Below are 15751 nucleotides of genomic sequence, written 5' to 3' on the forward strand. Positions count from 1 at the left end.
GCCAAAGGATTTCATAGCGGTCGATCCGCCTGAGCGTCGGGGTGAGCCTGCTGGAACGCCGGATGTTCTAACGCCAGGCGTTCAATCCGGGCAATTCGAGGCAACGATTCCAGCGACACGTTGAAACGGTGCGCAGCATAAAGCTGTGGCAGCAGATATACATCGGCAAGGCCTACTTCACCAAAGCAGAAGCCTTCATCGCCTATCAACGCCTCTACAGCGCTAAGTCCCTCACTGATCCAATGCGCAATCCAGGCGGATACGTCTGCCTCGGCAATGTTCAACTGGCGCAGGCGGTTCAGTACCGACACGTTATGCAGGGGATGGATATCGCAGCCAATAATGGCCGCTACGCTCCGATGTCGGGCGCGTGCGAGTATGTCTTCTGGCAGCAGAGGCGTTTCGGGGTAGCGCTCTTCCAGGTATTCCAGGATAGCGGGCGATTGAGGAATCAGTATGTCTTCATCCGTGCGCAGCAGCGGGACACGACCTTGTGGATTGAGTGCAAGGTAGTCCGAACGCCGATGTTCACCGCCATCCTTGATGAGGTTTACCGGTATCGCCTCGTAAGGCAGCCCCTTGAGCGCCAGGGCAATGCGCACGCGATAGGACGAAGTGGAACGGTAATAGGTAAAGAGATCCATGACTTACACCGCTTTTATTAGCGACTCCTATGAGTCTTTTATAATGCGTAAATCAGTTACGTTTAGTGGAATGTGCGCTAAGACCTTGTGGCTTGTCAAGCCAGGCAGACATTCATGATTAAAGGGTTGCCTTGTACATCAAGGATTCTGTAAGCGTTGCTTGCTTGTAAATTGAATCCTGAAGGCGGTCACGCTATAACACCGCCTCCCCACAGTAGCGGTTGTAGACATGGCAAGCGAATCGAAGGCTCCTGAGTCGTCCCGACGCCAAAAGGTTCAGTCGGCTGAAGTCGGCACCGATATTCTCAAGGGTCTGGCTGATCTGGCGCCAGCGACATCGTTATCCAAACTCGCAGAGCATCTTGAGATGCCCGCCAGCAAGGTGCACCGCTACTTGCAGGCACTGATTGCCAGTGGGTTTGCCGAGCAGGACGAAGCTACCAATCATTATGGTCTCGGCCCGGCGGCGTTGTACGTTGGCATGGCAGCCCTGGGGCGTCTGGATGTCGTGAAAGTAAGTGTTCCAAGGCTGGCCACACTGCGTGATGCTGTCAACGAAACATGCTTTCTAGCGGTGTGGGGCAACCACGGTCCGGCAGTGGTGCATGTGGAGCAGGCCGTCCGTGCAGTAACGTTGGTAACGCAGGTGGGCTCCGTACTTCCATTGCTGAGTTCTTCTACGGGGCTGGTCTTTAATGCGTTCCTGCCGGATAGCGAAACGGCTCCGTTAAGAAAGCAGGCGCTACGTCAGGCGGGCGCACCCACCCAAAAAGTGCTGGCTGACACTATGGCGTCTATCCGTGCTCATCAACTGCACTCGATTCATGGCCTGCTCATGGAGGGAGTCAATGCGCTTTCGGCACCGGTGTTTGCCGCGGGGAATCGGCTTGTAGGTGTATTGACCATCGTAGGGGCGGCACAAAGCTTTTCTGCCGAGCCCGGTAGTTTGGCTGCACAACGGTTGCTTGAAACCGCCGAGGCGATCAGCCAACGAATGGGCGGATCCTTCGCCTAAATACACCAGATAAGCGTTAGAAGAACGCTGGCCAGCAGCGTGGGGCTAGGCGCGTCACAGCCGCTTATCAGGTTTGGTTTGCTGGAGAGGAAAGGGGCAATGGGCTTATGCATATGCCTCTTTTGGAGGTGCTATTTTCTATCTAGCTGATTTTATTGAAAAAATAGCTTTACAACTTCAGAAATATCCCTATACTGGCACCCACAGCGCGCTCGTAGCTCAGCTGGATAGAGTACTCGGCTACGAACCGAGCGGTCAGAGGTTCGAATCCTCTCGAGCGCGCCATCTCCTAAAAGGGCTTGTAGAAATACAAGCCCTTTTTTCATGCCTGCAAGAAAGGCTTTCGCTTGAGTTGAATTCCCTCCTGCCTGCTTGCTCGTGAATCGGCTTGCGCTCAAGGTAAAATTCATGGGCTGCTCATATAATTACAGTTCTCTACTTCATCAATCTTGGAAAAGCCTGGCTTAATGAAAACGTCCGCTCATTTAATAAAGGGCAATGCGATTTATACATGCCTTGTGCATTGAACTCGTTATTACTTATAAGTCAATTGTTAATTGACGGGTATTAAGTACCTGTTAAATACTAGGTTCAGAGCGGCTAAAGATGACTGGGTTATCACCCGGGATGACCGGTTTTGATTGTTTCAGTCTATTGATGAAATGACATGTTAATGCCTAAGCATAACTGATAGCTGTTGTTGTTAGTTAATAAAGTTAACGCCACTGCTGCTCTGGATTATTGTTATTTTTAGCCGATTGGCCAGTTTAGCGCTGACATTAGAAATAAGTATGTTGGATAATATGGGTTCATTTGAGTGATGCTCTTGCATCCCTTGGTGCAGCAGGAGCCATATGTCCAACTTCTATGCTTAAAGCCAGGTTTAATCAGGTTTCTGCGCTGCAGCAAGGAGCCCGCCCGCCAGCGGGCAGGCCTGAGTTCATTATTCCAACAGCTGGTGATGAGTTGAATAGTGTACGTCTGGATAAAATATGAAGACGGTATTAATTCCTTTTTGAAGGAATATAGATAAAGAATTAATATTATGGCAACTGGCTATATTCAAGCCGCCTTTGTGCAACAGTAAGGTAAATAAAAAAGATTGCTAAAGTGCTAAGTAAATCCTTTCGTCGGGCTGTATGGTAATAGACTTACCGACAGCTACGCTTGTACTACCAGTATTCACTGGAAAGCTAAAGAGCAAACGGAAAGCTTGTTGTTTCGTTTGGTCGCCGACCTTTCTATAAAGAGGGGTCGATCTAACTGGGCATGCTTATAAGGAATTCGATATGCGTCGTTTCAACATGCTTGCGGCCATTTCCATGGCCTTTATCTCTGCCTCTGCTGTTGCTCAAATGCATGTATCGGAAATTAACCAGGCTGGTGATGGCAATACGGCAGAGCTGGTTCAAACCGGTACGTCCCATCAGGCGCAGCAAACTCAGTTGGGTAACAACAGCTATCAGCGTATCGAACAGGATGGGACCGGCCATTCCGCCACGGTCTATCAGGACGAAGCGACTGAGGATGCTAGAGTAACAGTAACGCAAGGAGGAGATAACCAGGTTGCCAACATCTACCAAAGCGGTGAGAACGAAGTAACCCTGACGCAAGCGGGCAGTGCTAACCAGTACACGTTAAATGATACAACGTATTATGGCAGCGGCTCTGTGACAGGAGAGCAAAATGGTACAGGGAACATTCATACCTTGACACGTACCACCTCTGGTGCTGCAACAATTAACACAACGTCCATTGGTAACAACAATATCATTAACCTAGAGCAGGGGACGGATGGCTTCCTGAGTGGATTTACTGCTACCCAGACGGGTGATACTAACCAGATCACCGCTATACAGCGAGATATGAATGTATCCAGTGCTGTCGAACAGCAAGGCAACGCAAACAGTGCCCAGCTCCAGCAGTATGGCGTCAGTCCCAAAGATGTTGATGTGGGCAGTGTTTTTGCGCGGATAACTCAGTATGGCGACGGCAACACGGCGACAGTCGAGCAGTCTCTGAACGCTACAGCACGGCTTACCCAGAACGGTAATAATAATAGCGTCACGGTTGATCAGGGAGGGCGTGCTAGTATTTACTTTGGTTCCGCCGGTGCAAGCCTGACTACCAATCAGTTGGGTGATGACAACATCATGACGGTCAGCCAATCTGCCACCAGCGGTTCAAACAGCATCATTGCTACACAAGATGGCAATGGAAACACCATGGATCTGGTGCAGGCCGGCGTTGAGAATAGCTCCCTGGATGTATCGCAGATAGGCGATGACAACTACATGAGCCTCACACAACGCCAGACCATCAATGACAACTTCCAGCTAACCCAGCAAGGGTCAGGCCTGTCTGTTACGTTAGAGCGCACCGGGCAGGGTAATCAGGCAACCTTGATGCAGACCGGGCTGAGCAATACAGCTACGTTGACCCAACACTGATCAGGAAGGGTTCAAGCATTTGCTCTCTGCCAGCATTGCTGGGTTGAAAGGCCTGGCAGTACTGGTCTGTAGGCTTTCTTTATTATAGGCAGGCCGACGACAGTCAGGCAGGGGGATGGGCTGTCATTAAGCTATCATGATCGGCTGATATAAGCGGGACAGTCTTTATTGCCATGGTTGTCGTCGTTCCGTGAACATGCCATTAAGTGTCCTGCGCTTTTTCAAGTTTTCTGCATCCCTTCCACTTCTGCGCCGTATGGGCATTAGGAATCGCCTGATTGTCTGCTTTGGGGTTACGGCCGCGTTGTTCGTAGGGTTGGGCAGCTTCTGTCTTATACAGATGCATGAGATTCGCCAGCAGGGCGAGATGATCGAAAGCGGAGCGCTTGCCAACATTGCACTGGCGGATGCCATTGCAATTGATCTGGGCAAACTACGCACAGAGTCCCAGCGATTTCTGACCAGTACGGAAGATCCATCGGTATTAATCAATGGGAAAATTGCTGTCGAGCAGCTAACGGGACAACTTGAGCAGAACTTCCAACTCTATTCGCAGCAGGCTTCGGATGCTACCCAGCACGACTCGATCAGGGTGCTTCAGGACGGCTACCAGGTTTTTCTTTCGGGTCTGCGAGATGAGATGGGACTGATTGAACAGGGCAGGGCCCAGGATGCGCATATGCTTTCTGATACGACCTTGAGCATGCAGGGCGATCTGATGGATATGCAGGTGCAGTTGTTGAGAGAGCTGAATAAGCAGAGTGCTGCCCAATCCATCACCTCGGCACAGGCGCATTATCAACAGACGCGCTTGATTGCCCTTGTCACCATTGGGACAGTGCTGGCACTCATGATGATCTTGGCCTGGCGGCTGAGTGTCAGCATACTGGTGCCCTTGCGACAGGCTGTGGCGATCACCGAAGTCATCGCTGAGGGAGATCTGAGTCAGTCTATTCAGTCGCAAGGTAAAGACGAAGCGGCTCGGCTGTTGCAGGCACTGGCGCGCATGCAGAGTAACCTACACGAAACGTTGTCACATATCGAGTCGGCGTCTTCACAGCTTACTACTGCCGCGCATGAGATGAGCGCTGTCATGGAAAGCAGCGCTTCCCATCTGCAACAGCAAAACTATGAGGTAAGCCAGGCCGTTGAGGCTATGGCGCAAATGAGCCAAGCTGTAGAAGAGGTTGCGCTTAGCGCTGCCAATACCTCACAGAATTCGCTTGCCTCCAGCGAGGCCGCCATATTGGGCAAACGCGAGCTTACCGACACCATTGCCTCCATCAAGCAATTGGCAGGCAGTGTATTAGGGGCTTCCGAGCAGGCGGCCGGGCTGGCTGAAAAGACGCAGAGCGTTACCCGAATACTGGATGTCATTCGATCTGTTTCGGAACAGACCAACCTGCTTGCATTGAACGCGGCCATTGAGGCTGCACGCGCCGGTGAGCAGGGCAGAGGCTTTGCTGTGGTAGCCGATGAAGTGCGTGCCCTGGCACTACGTACGCGAGCCTCCACCAACGAAATCGAAGCGTTGGTCCATGACGTGAATCAAGGTACTCAACAGAACGTTGCCAGTCTTCAATCCTCTGCAGAGCACGCCTGTCATACCTTGCAGCAGGCGGAAGCGACTGACCGGGCACTGCTTGAGATTACGACTGCCAGCGAGGCTATTCGTGAGCAGAATAGAACCATTGCAGCAGGCGCTAATGAGCAGGTTCAGATTGCGCATATTGTCGATAGCGCCCTGGCCAGTATTCGAACGTTGTCTACCCAGACGGCGACAGGTGCAATGCAAACCAGTCACTCCAGTATAGAGTTGCTTGCATTGGCCTCGGAGCTTAACCGGACGGTCCAGCGGTTTCGCCTGTAAGGAAATTAGTTAGCCAATCAATAAATTGTTACGGTTAGGAAGAAACTCAACGATTGATCGGTATTCCAAGCGGATGACGTTTTAGCTGATAAGTTGAGTTATCCATGTTGAAGTATCTATCCGTTGCCGTAATGACTGCCCTTCTACTTCCCTTGGCGGGTTGTGACAAACCTTCCGAGCAGAAGGCACAGGGCGCTGCCCAGCATACGCAGAATGCCCAGGAACATCAGGAAAAAGCGGCAGCAGCTGCGAATCCTGCCGAGCGACAGACACATACCAACGCTGCGCAGGAGCAGAAGCAAGAAGCGGTTGAAGATCAGCAGAAGGCAGATGCGGCGTTGTCTAATGAGTCAGCGGTAGGCTCGACACATCCAGACAAAGCAACCCGTACCCAGGCACAATAATCATCCTGGCAGGGCGCCCATCGCAGCCCTGCCGACCGTGTCATCGCCGATTAGACGATGGGGGTATAACCGCTGGGGCTATCTGGCCATGGCGTTAGCACTTCAAACCCGCTCTCTGTCACGACAACCATATGCTCCCATTGTGCCGAGAGCGAACGATCCTTGGTAATGACCGTCCAGCCATCACCGAGTGTTTTGGTCTGGTGCTTGCCGGCATTGAGCATAGGCTCGATGGTAAACATCATTCCTGTACGCAGCTTCATCCCTTCGCCACGGTTGCCAAAGTGCAGCACCTGAGGCTCGTCGTGATAAACCTTACCGATCCCGTGCCCGCAGTATTCACGAACGACACTAAAGCCGTCACGGTGCGCGACGGTCTGGATCGCATGACCGATGTCTCCTAACGTTGCGCCGGGCTTGACCTCTTGAATGCCCGCACACATGGCTTCGTAAGTCGTTTCCACTAGGCGGCGTGCCTGAGCAGAGGGTTCCCCTACAAAGTACATGCGACTGGTATCGCCGTACCAGCCATCCTTGAGGACCGCTACATCGATATTGACGATATCGCCATCCTTCAGCGTCTCAGAAGAAGGAATACCGTGGCAGATCACATGATTGACTGAGGTGCAGACCGTTTTCGGAAATCCGTGATAACCAATATTGGCCGGAACGGCTTTTTGTACATTGACGATGTAGTCATGACACAAGCGGTCTAGTTCTTCGGTCGTTACGCCAGGTTTCACGTGCTCGGCAATCATCGCCAGCACATCGGCTGCCAGCTTGCCTGCCTTGCGCGCCATGACAATTTCTTCAGGTGTTTTTATCGAAACCGCTTTTCTCATCGTCCGGCTCCCGCCTGTTTGATCGTTGCTTGGACGTGTGGGGCATCTTCCATCGCGCTCAGGCAGTTCAGGTCAAAACCGCCTTGTTGCTCCAGACTGATCAGCAGCTTGCAGATATCCCGATGATTCAGCTCAGGATAGACTTCCGCCAGCATGCCTACTCGTAGCCAGTGCTCCGCCTGAGCATTGATGGAGCGGCAAAGTGCATTACTGGCGATACGCAGGTTCTCATGCATACCTTCCGAGACTTTGACAATACCCATCCACTCACCCTATATGAAATGTATATGTTCCATATACTAACGTGTATGACTGCGTAGGAAAATGGACGTTCCGTGCAATTAATGGAGGATGGCTGTACTTTTTTTAAATTAAATGGTTATAAGCAAGATCATATTTATATAAGCGAGCTCTTTATAAGTCGTTATGCTGCGTGCCAGTTTTTGTAGAACATGTGTCTTTAGGAAGTGATGATGGATTTCGGCGCTGGAGGTTTTGTTGTCGCAGGCTTGGTGGTCGGCTTTATTGTTGGGATGACAGGCGTAGGCGGTGGTTCCCTGATGACTCCTATCCTATTATGGTTTGGCATCAATCCGGCCGCTGCCGTAGGAACCGATCTGCTGTATGCCGCGGTGACAAAGGCGGGCGGTGTCTGGGTGCATCAGCGCAACAAAAATATCGACTGGTCTGTGACAGGCTGGCTGGCGCTGGGAAGTCTGCCGGCCGCTGCATTAACACTGTGGTTGTTGAGTCGTTTGCACTCTGATCCGCAGGCGCTAAATGCGATCATCAAGCATGGTTTGGGTATTGTTCTGTTCATGACAGCCTTTGCCATTCTTTTCAAGAAACAGCTGTTTGCCTTTGTAGGCCGGCATGCCAATGACAGCTTTCACTTGAGCCCGAAAAAGCTCAATGCACTGACATTTATCACTGGTGTTGTGCTTGGCGCCATGGTGACGCTGACGTCCATTGGCGCAGGCGCTTTAGGTACCGTGGCGCTGTTCATGCTGTATCCCTTCATGGCTACCCGACGCCTGGTAGGAACAGAAATCGCACATGCCGTACCTTTGACGCTGATTGCAGGACTGGGCCATGCCAGCATGGGCAACATGGATTGGCCTATTCTAGGCTATCTGCTGATGGGCTCACTGCCAGGCATCTTTATGGGCAGTCACCTTTCCGGTCGAATTCCCGATGGAATATTGCGTCCGTGCCTCGCCGTTATGCTGATGGTGATCGGGTACAAACTGCTCTGACCTCTCCTTGTGAGTGGTCTGAAGGCTTCAGGCCACTCACTTGCTAACGCCTTCTGAATAAATATCCAGAAGAGGCTATTCCTGCCGATGTATCCACCGTACTGCTCTTTTCTATACCATGCGGATCCGCTTCAACCTTGTGAAAGATAGGTTGGAAGCGGATTGATGATCGTCTCGTAACCGACTAGCGACGGCTGAAGGGTTTCCATCAACAATGGCCAATGTGCCATGGCTAACTGGAAGTTTTGTACAGCCTGGATTTCAAGATACTGCAACCCTTGCAAATCAAAGCATTTGGCCAGATTGGTGACGTCCTCACGGGTATCCAATATATGGATGGAGGCGTCGAGTACTTGAAGAGCATTCATCGTGGTTTCCAGGCTGACAGATTATTTGACGCAACGGTCATTACACTGTTGCCTGCAGCAACCGGCGTGCCAGATCATCAGTGCCAGAACACCATCAAGCCAAACGCTGACAGAAGGCACAATCCGCTAATAGCCATCAGCAGCAGGTCCACAGGATCCCATTCACTCATGCTAGTGGTCGTCGTTGGGACGTAGATAGCTGGATGAAGCGTTCAGGACGGAAGCGATCAGATTATTCATCCTTATGCCGTCTAAGCTCGGTGTGAATCGCAACCCCTGTAGCCACAAGGCCTATTATGGCCAGGCAGGCAATAGGGCGGCCCGGTGTTAACACCTGGGTTGTACAAAGGGTGGTGAGGTTAGTAAAGAAGTCCATATCCAGCATCCTGCTTTTTGCTTTCTGAAAGGCGAAGAGAAAGCCATTCCTATTCTGGCATGGTGAGTAAAAGTAACCTCACGCGTGACCAGACTCATTCCGTATCGGTTATGGGTAGGTTCATGCTGCGCAACGACCGCGCTTCACTCCCCTGTGATTGATGTCGTGATGATATCAATGGCGACAGCAAAGCTCAAAGGCTCAAAAGTCGCATGGACTTTAGGGCAAGCGTTTATGAATGTGTCATGCAGGCGCCTGACGGCAGAGGCGTTATGACAAGCTCAATTCCTGGGAGGCTTTTTGCTCAGGAAGGCTTCTCGAAGAATAAATACAGAAATGATGATGAGGCCGTATCCTTCGAACTGGAGCATCGTGTCATTGGGCTTGTAAAGCAGACACGTTACACCCACTGCCGTGAAGAATAGGCCGAGGCAGTACAACAACCTTATTTACCTCTAAAAGACATGCTGGAGCCAGAGCTGGGCCTACTTGAAGATAGCGCTCTTGAGCGTAAGGGGGGCTAGCCACAAAATGAGAAGTGGCTAGTAAGCTTGATATCAATATGACATTAGTGAACTTAATCTGTACAGCTGTCTCGTCTGTTCAAACGACCGCTCATCATCTGTGGTGGACTCATCAAGGCATGACTGGTGGCAGATACGTCAGGGTGGCCCCCAATGCCCATAAAAGAATCAGCACCAACGGAATATGCGCCAGCATCTGCATGAAGGTAAAACCGATAAGGTCGCGCGCCTTGAGCCCCAGAACGCCTAGTAAAGGCAGCATATAAAAGGGGTTTATCAAATTGGGTAGCGCTTCAGCTGCGTTGTAGATCTGGACTGCCCAGCCCAGGTGGTAGTGCAAGTCATTGGCAACCTGCATGACGTAAGGCGCCTCGATGATCCATTTACCCCCGCCTGAAGGAATAAAGAAACCCAGGATAGCTGAATAGACGCCCATCAGGACGGCAAATGTATCGTGTGAGGCCAGTTGAACGAAGAAGGCGGAAATATGGTGGGCAAGCGTCTGACCATCACTTCCTGTCGCCTTTGTCATGATCGCAGCAATGGAGCCATAGAGGGGAAACTGGATCAGGACACCAGTAGTGGTCGGCACAGCACGCGCCACTGCATCGAGAAAATGACGAGGACGCCAATGCAGAAGCGCACCAAGCGTCAGAAATAACAGATTGTAGGTGTTGAGCCCTGAAATGGCTTCAATGGCAGGCTTGAAAGCAAACTCCTGCCAAAGCCACCCCAGCGCTAGCAGCACAATGATAATGGTCAGAAGCGGGCTATGCTCCAGCCATTCGCCTGGGCGTGTTCGCACTAGCCGAGCCGGTGTTTCCAGTACGGGGTCGACTCCACACTCACGCGCAGTACGAGCAGTCAATTCTCCAGGCGCAGTAGCATATGCAATGATCAGCGACAGCAGGATTAGAGCAAGCAGCATGACGCCTGATTGCCAGAGGAAGATAGTTTCCGTGAAGGGAATGACACCGGTAATGGCTAGAACAGACGGAGGCAGGCTTCCCGGATTTGCCTGCAACTGGGCCGCAGAGGACGATAAGCCCAGCGCCCATACGGCGCCCAGTCCGAGATAGGCCGCTGCACCTGCTGCCCGGTAATCCATTTTCAAATCGACACGTCGGGCAAGGGCCCTTACCAGGAGCCCTCCAAAGACCAGGCTGAGCCCCCAGTTGAGCAGAGAAGCCAGCATTGAAATAAGCGCTACCCAGCAGACAGCCGACCGACCATTGCGAGGGATGTGAGCCAGCCAGTCGATCAGACGGGCCGCAGGCGCTGAGCTGGCCACGACGTAGCCGCCGATCACTACAAACGCCATTTGCATAGTGAAGGGAATTAGGCTCCAGAAACCGTCGCCAAATGCCTTGGCTGTTCCTGAAGCCGGCGTGCCGAGCAGGGTAGCGGCGAGCGCCACCACCACCACGGCGACAGCGGCAAAGACCCATGAATCAGGGAACCAGCGCTCGGCCCATTGCGCACAACGTAACGCTAGACGAGCAGAAAATCGCTCTTCAATATGAACGGACATGTAATCTCCTTATAGCTTTTGTTATTGATTACCCGTGTAGCGCATTGCCATTTGCCTGACCGCGCCCAGGACCTATAGAGGGTAGCGCTTACCGGTGTGTTTTACTTGGCCGCTTTTCACCGTGAACGGATGTCTACTTGAAAAGGTTGCTATCGTTGCCGGATAGACCGACATAGCCGCCGCTTCGTTTGTTTAGAATTGTTGTTTGTTGCTGTGGTCGTATCTGGACACCAACATACTAAACAGGCCCTTTTCCTAAGAGACAATCCATGCAATTTCTAAGGGACGATCATGGTTGCTTGGGCTGGAGCGGTGAAATGGCCGAGCGTATCCGGTCTTTCGACTGGTCCTGTACGGATCTCGGCCCTATTGAACAGTGGTCCAAAAGTCTGAGCGCTGCCGTCCAGTTTCTACTGGCCTCTCCCGTACCCCTCGTCATGTTGTGGGGACGGCCTGGTTATATGATTTATAACGATGCCTATGCCGTGTTTGCGGGAGGGCGTCATCCTTTTCTTCTCGGCTCGCCAGTCGAGATCGGTTGGCCGGAAGTTGCCGAATTCAATCGGAATGTAGTTGATACCTGTCTGGCTGGCGGTACGCTCTCTTATCGAAACAAAGAACTCGTGTTGTTTCGTAATGGGCGCCCGGAAGACGTCTCGATGGACCTTTACTACAGCCCGGTGCCCGAGGATGACGGCGTGCCGGCCGGCGTCATGGCCATCGTTATCGAAACCACTCAACACGTACTGTCGGAGCGGCGACGTCAGGAGGCTGAGCGTTCCTTCCGGGCAACGAATGAACGACTACAACTGGCATTGAACTCCGGCGCGCTCCTGGGACTGTTCGTCTGGGATATCAAAGCACAATCCCTGACTGGAGATGAGCGCTTCGCACGAACCTTTTCATACCCAGTAGACGAAGCGGCGGCAGGCATTCCCATTCAGATCGCCAGCGGCTTCATTCATCCGGACGACCTGGAAAAGATCCGGATGCATATTAGGCAGACTTTTGATCAGGGCGGCGCTTTCAATGCTGAATGTCGTATCCGCCGCCCGAACGGCCTTTTCCGCTGGGTGTTGGCGAGTGGTCTATGCGAGTTTGACGAGCGTGGAGAGCCGTTTCGCTTTCCCGGTGTTCTGATTGATATTCATGAACGCAAGATGGCGGAAGAGGCTCTTTACCAACTGACGCGCAATCTGGAGCAGCGGGTCGCTGCTGAAGTGCAGGCCCGCTCGTTGGCAGAAGAGCAGCTCCGGCAATCACAAAAGCTGGAGGCGATTGGCGGACTGACCGGAGGCGTTGCACATGACTTCAATAATGTCCTGCAGGTCATTTCGAGCAACCTGCATCTGCTGGCTCGTCAGGAAAAGGACAACCCTCGTGTACAGAGCCGCGTGGAGGCTGCCATCAATGCGGTAGAACGAGGAGCCAAACTGTCTTCCCAGCTATTGGCCTTTGCCCGTCGCCAAGCGCTGTCACCCGGCGTTTACAATCCAGCCCATATTTTCGAAGGGCTGGAGGAGCTCCTCCAGCGTGCACTGGGCGAGACCATTGAAATCGATATGCACCTGCCAGATGATGCCTGGTGCATTCACGTTGACCGCAACCAGTTGGAAAACGCTATTCTCAATCTGGCTATCAATGCCCGTGACGCAATGGATGGGGAAGGGCTGATCAGCGTTCATGGCGACAATGTCGTGCTGGATGAAGATTACTGTGCATCAGTCCTGGGGACTACCTCTGCCTGTCCGTTGCCGATTCGGGCGAAGGTATGAAGCCAGAAGTGCTGGAGCACGTCTTCGAGCCGTTCTTCACGACCAAGGCTGAAGGACAGGGTACGGGACTTGGTCTGAGCATGGTATTTGGCTTCGTCAAGCAGAGCGGGGGCCATATCGATATCCAAAGTGCCCCTGGATGCGGTACAACGGTACGGATGTATTTTGCACGCAGCCATAAAAAGGCTGAAGAGGATGACCAGGGCAAACATGACTATACACTTGAGGGGCGGGAAACCATCCTGATAGTAGAGGATAATGAAGGTGTTCGATTCTCTGTTGTAGAGTTACTGCAGCAGGCCGGTTATGACGTGGCGCAGGCGCCCGATGCGGACGTGGCCATGCAGCTGCTGGAAGCCGGAACGAGGGTTGATTTGATTTTCACGGATGTCGTGATGCCCGGTCGGCTCAAGAGTACGGATCTGGCGGCATGGGCTCAGATGCAGGAACCTGCAATACCGGTATTGTTTACCTCAGGCCATACTCGGGACATCCTTTCGCAGAACAACACATTGGCACCTAACATCCATTTGCTTACCAAACCCTATCGCCCTGAGGATCTTTCAGCCATGGTACGTACTGCTCTGAGAGGATAGGCGATAGAAGCACCAGGTTCCATTTGGTGGGTCGAAGAGGTATCAGATAAAAATGTAATCCTTCTCCAAAGGCACATGGGAGCCTTTTGCACGTAGTTCATTGACGGCATAAACCAGGGTTAGGTTTAGCGCATCCTTATTCATCATGAGCTTAGGATCGAGGCGGCGCTGCACGCGTGCAGGAACGGCCGGGTCGATCAAGGTCAAAAGCATGTCTGTGCCGCGTGGTTCAAAAAGGAACTTAAGCGGCGGATCAAGACGTGCAAGTTTGTCAGCTATCAGGTTCATGGAGTGTGCCTCATGCTTAGCTTAAGCATAGGCCACTGTTTCCCTCGTAAAGAGCACTCCATCTGAAGATCTGGCCAGCCTCCAACACAAAAGCCCTCTGTTAAGGAGGGCTTTAAGTTTTTCTGTTGTAAAGCAATCAAGGAATGAACGATCAGACCTTAAAGCGATTTACCAAAGAATTAAGCTCAGCTGCCAGACGTGAAAGCTCATGGCTGGACGCGCTGGTTTGATGCGCGCCTGTTGCAGACTGCACGGATAGATCACGGATATTGACAAGGTTACGGTCAACTTCCCTGGCCACCTGAGCCTGCTCTTCGGCTGCGCTGGCAATTACCAGGTTACGCTCATACATTTCGCTGATCGACGACGTAATCTCGCTTAGCGCCTGGCCTGCACTTTCTGCCAGCTCCCGTGTGGAATGAGCGCGAGTGCTGCTGATCTGCATGGAGTTCAAAGCCTGACTTGCGCCGTTGCGCATGCCAGAGACCATTTGCTCGATCTCAAGCGTCGACTGTTGCGTACGATGAGCGAGCGCTCTTACCTCGTCAGCCACTACAGCAAAACCTCGGCCGGATTCGCCTGCACGGGCGGCTTCGATCGCAGCATTCAGCGCCAGTAGATTGGTTTGCTCGGCAATGGCACGAATAACATCCAGAACCTTGCCAATTTCCTGCGAGCGATCAGCAAGTTGACTTACCAGCACGGAGGTGGATTGAACTTCTTTCGACAGGTCTGTAATAGCTGTAATGGTTTCGTTGACTCGAGCATGACCTGCTTGTGCCGACTGGGTCGAAACCTTGGAAGCTTCAGAAGTCGACACTGCATTGCGTGCGACCTCATCAACCGCTGCGCTCATCTCGTTCACGGCGGTAGCAGCCTGTTCGATCTCATCGTTTTGCTGTTGCAGACCGCGGCTGGCTTCTTCGGTTACGGCGTTGAGCTCATCAGCCGCTGCCGCCAGTTGGGTTGATGACCCCGAGATCTGAGCCAGGGTGTTACGCAGGTTTTCCTGCATTTGGCGCAGTGCTACCTGAAGCTGATTGACCTCATCGCTGCCGCTGACCTCAATTTGAATGGTCAGGTCTCCTTTGGCAACCTGTTGTGCGGCGCGCACAGCACCCTGCAGGGGGCGGACGATACTTTGTGTCAGGAGCCAGGCCATAAGCACTGTAGCCAGAGCTGCCAAGGCAATCACGACGATAACAATGGCGCGAGAGCTGGCGTATTGATCTGCCGAGTTCTTTCCTTCACGCTCGATCCCTTGTGCATAGTGGTCGCCCAGCTCGCCCAATGTCTTGCCAGTGCCATCGATGACAGGCTTCATCTCAACCAAAGTGAGTTTATTCAGGGCGACAGTATCGCCTTGGCGGGCCAGGACAAACGAGTTGGTCATACCCTGCTGGTAGACTGCAAAATCCTGTTTGAATTGTCCGTACAAGCGTTTCTCTTCGGGCGTATCGACAAAGGCCTCAAACGCCTTGATGTTGTCCATCAAAACCTTATTACGCGCCTCATACTGGCTGGCATAGGTGTCGATGCTTTTAGGGTCAGGATCAAGCGCCATGCGCAAGGAAATGGTGCGAATACGCAGCATGTTTTCCCGGATGCTATCTACGATGCGGATGCTGGGTACCCATTCTGCTTCTATAGCCACACTACGGTCACGGATGTTGGACATCTTGCCTAGCGAGAAAATACCTAGAAAAGCAACCATCAGCGCGATCAGGCCAAACCCAAGCGCAGCCCGGGGGGCAATGTTCCAACTGCGTAGTAGCATATTTATCATCCGCAAAAGTAGAGGCGAAAGCACGC

Annotated in this window: 12 protein-coding genes, 1 tRNA gene and 2 pseudogenes; 8 read left to right on the top strand and 7 right to left on the bottom strand. The window is 52.4% G+C overall.

Translation table 11 applies throughout. The features are described 5' to 3' along the window. Positions 1-11 precede the first annotated feature (11 nt). Positions 12-644, bottom strand: coding sequence for a maleylacetoacetate isomerase (gene maiA, locus EAW52_RS21615; protein WP_122044012.1), 633 nt, complete (start codon positions 642-644; stop codon positions 12-14). 229 nt (positions 645-873) lie between these two features. Between maiA and EAW52_RS21620 the strand changes: the two genes are divergently transcribed. From EAW52_RS21620 to EAW52_RS21640, 6 genes and pseudogenes are all read left to right on the top strand, one after another. Next, positions 874-1659: an IclR family transcriptional regulator gene (locus EAW52_RS21620; RefSeq protein ID WP_122044013.1), complete on the top strand. Its 786-nt coding sequence runs from the start codon at positions 874-876 to the stop codon at positions 1657-1659. A 208-nt stretch (positions 1660-1867) separates the two neighbouring features. Continuing rightward, positions 1868-1944: transfer RNA gene (locus EAW52_RS21625), tRNA-Arg, on the top strand. 1004 nt (positions 1945-2948) lie between these two features. Next, positions 2949-4109: a hypothetical protein gene (locus tag EAW52_RS26485; protein WP_256680653.1), complete on the top strand. Its 1161-nt coding sequence runs from the start codon at positions 2949-2951 to the stop codon at positions 4107-4109. 256 nt (positions 4110-4365) lie between these two features. Further along, positions 4366-5124, top strand: a pseudogene (locus EAW52_RS26950) (MCP four helix bundle domain-containing protein); the annotation flags it as partial. Positions 5125-5265: 141 nt separating this feature from the next. Further along, positions 5266-5979 (top strand): methyl-accepting chemotaxis protein, encoded by a 714-nt coding sequence (locus EAW52_RS26955; protein ID WP_372238933.1) that lies wholly within the window; start codon positions 5266-5268, stop codon positions 5977-5979. Positions 5980-6083: 104 nt separating this feature from the next. After that, positions 6084-6383 (top strand): hypothetical protein, encoded by a 300-nt coding sequence (locus EAW52_RS21640; protein WP_122044015.1) that lies wholly within the window; start codon positions 6084-6086, stop codon positions 6381-6383. A 50-nt stretch (positions 6384-6433) separates the two neighbouring features. Here the strand turns inward: EAW52_RS21640 and map are convergent, their stop codons facing one another. Continuing rightward, complete coding sequence (map, locus tag EAW52_RS21645; RefSeq protein WP_122044016.1) at positions 6434-7225, bottom strand: type I methionyl aminopeptidase; 792 nt, start codon at positions 7223-7225, stop codon at positions 6434-6436. Next, positions 7222-7488, bottom strand: a complete 267-nt coding sequence (locus EAW52_RS21650) for a ParD-like family protein (protein ID WP_122044017.1) — start codon at positions 7486-7488, stop codon at positions 7222-7224. Before EAW52_RS21650 ends, map begins: the two co-directional genes overlap by 4 nt. A gap of 210 nt (positions 7489-7698) precedes the next feature. On the opposite strand from EAW52_RS21650, the gene EAW52_RS21655 reads away from it, so the two are divergent. Next, a complete protein-coding gene (locus EAW52_RS21655) occupies positions 7699-8481 on the top strand; it encodes a sulfite exporter TauE/SafE family protein (RefSeq protein WP_122044018.1) in 783 nt (260 codons plus the stop codon). Positions 8482-8612: 131 nt separating this feature from the next. On the opposite strand, the gene bcsR is transcribed toward EAW52_RS21655, so the two are convergent. Further along, positions 8613-8849 (bottom strand): BcsR/BcsP family cellulose biosynthesis protein, encoded by a 237-nt coding sequence (gene bcsR, locus EAW52_RS21660; RefSeq protein ID WP_122044019.1) that lies wholly within the window; start codon positions 8847-8849, stop codon positions 8613-8615. A gap of 1012 nt (positions 8850-9861) precedes the next feature. Beyond that, the gene (locus EAW52_RS21670; protein WP_122044021.1) at positions 9862-11280 is read right to left on the bottom strand and encodes a short-chain fatty acid transporter; all 1419 of its coding nucleotides are present in this window, start codon (positions 11278-11280) and stop codon (positions 9862-9864) included. A gap of 269 nt (positions 11281-11549) precedes the next feature. Between EAW52_RS21670 and EAW52_RS21675 the strand changes: the two are divergent. Continuing rightward, positions 11550-13651: pseudogene (locus EAW52_RS21675) on the top strand (ATP-binding protein). Between the two features lie 42 nt (positions 13652-13693). On the opposite strand, the gene EAW52_RS21680 reads toward EAW52_RS21675, so the two are convergent. Together EAW52_RS21680 and EAW52_RS21685 are read right to left on the bottom strand one after the other, a co-directional pair. Beyond that, a complete protein-coding gene (locus EAW52_RS21680; protein WP_010798707.1) occupies positions 13694-13939 on the bottom strand; it encodes a hypothetical protein in 246 nt (81 codons plus the stop codon). A gap of 151 nt (positions 13940-14090) precedes the next feature. Next, a complete protein-coding gene (locus EAW52_RS21685; protein WP_122044022.1) occupies positions 14091-15716 on the bottom strand; it encodes a methyl-accepting chemotaxis protein in 1626 nt (541 codons plus the stop codon). Between the last annotated feature and the right edge of the window lie 35 nt (positions 15717-15751).

The organism is Pseudomonas sp. LTJR-52, assembly GCF_003691465.1.
GTDB lineage: Bacteria > Pseudomonadota > Gammaproteobacteria > Pseudomonadales > Pseudomonadaceae > Chryseomonas > Chryseomonas luteola.

What these genes read in the sequence shown, in the direction of transcription:
- EAW52_RS21640 (WP_122044015.1), top strand. Translation starts at nt 6,084, where the DNA reads ATGTTGAAGTATCTATCCGTTGCCGTAATGACTGCCCTTCTACTTCCC.
- EAW52_RS21620 (WP_122044013.1), top strand. Translation starts at nt 874, where the DNA reads ATGGCAAGCGAATCGAAGGCTCCTGAGTCGTCCCGACGCCAAAAGGTT.
- EAW52_RS21680 (WP_010798707.1), bottom strand. Translation starts at nt 13,939, where the DNA reads ATGAACCTGATAGCTGACAAACTTGCACGTCTTGATCCGCCGCTTAAG.
- EAW52_RS26955 (WP_372238933.1), top strand. Translation starts at nt 5,266, where the DNA reads ATGGCGCAAATGAGCCAAGCTGTAGAAGAGGTTGCGCTTAGCGCTGCC.
- EAW52_RS21670 (WP_122044021.1), bottom strand. Translation starts at nt 11,280, where the DNA reads ATGTCCGTTCATATTGAAGAGCGATTTTCTGCTCGTCTAGCGTTACGT.
- EAW52_RS21685 (WP_122044022.1), bottom strand. Translation starts at nt 15,716, where the DNA reads ATGCTACTACGCAGTTGGAACATTGCCCCCCGGGCTGCGCTTGGGTTT.
- EAW52_RS26485 (WP_256680653.1), top strand. Translation starts at nt 2,949, where the DNA reads ATGCGTCGTTTCAACATGCTTGCGGCCATTTCCATGGCCTTTATCTCT.
- EAW52_RS21650 (WP_122044017.1), bottom strand. Translation starts at nt 7,488, where the DNA reads ATGGGTATTGTCAAAGTCTCGGAAGGTATGCATGAGAACCTGCGTATC.
- map (WP_122044016.1), bottom strand. Translation starts at nt 7,225, where the DNA reads ATGAGAAAAGCGGTTTCGATAAAAACACCTGAAGAAATTGTCATGGCG.
- EAW52_RS21655 (WP_122044018.1), top strand. Translation starts at nt 7,699, where the DNA reads ATGGATTTCGGCGCTGGAGGTTTTGTTGTCGCAGGCTTGGTGGTCGGC.
- maiA (WP_122044012.1), bottom strand. Translation starts at nt 644, where the DNA reads ATGGATCTCTTTACCTATTACCGTTCCACTTCGTCCTATCGCGTGCGC.
- bcsR (WP_122044019.1), bottom strand. Translation starts at nt 8,849, where the DNA reads ATGAATGCTCTTCAAGTACTCGACGCCTCCATCCATATATTGGATACC.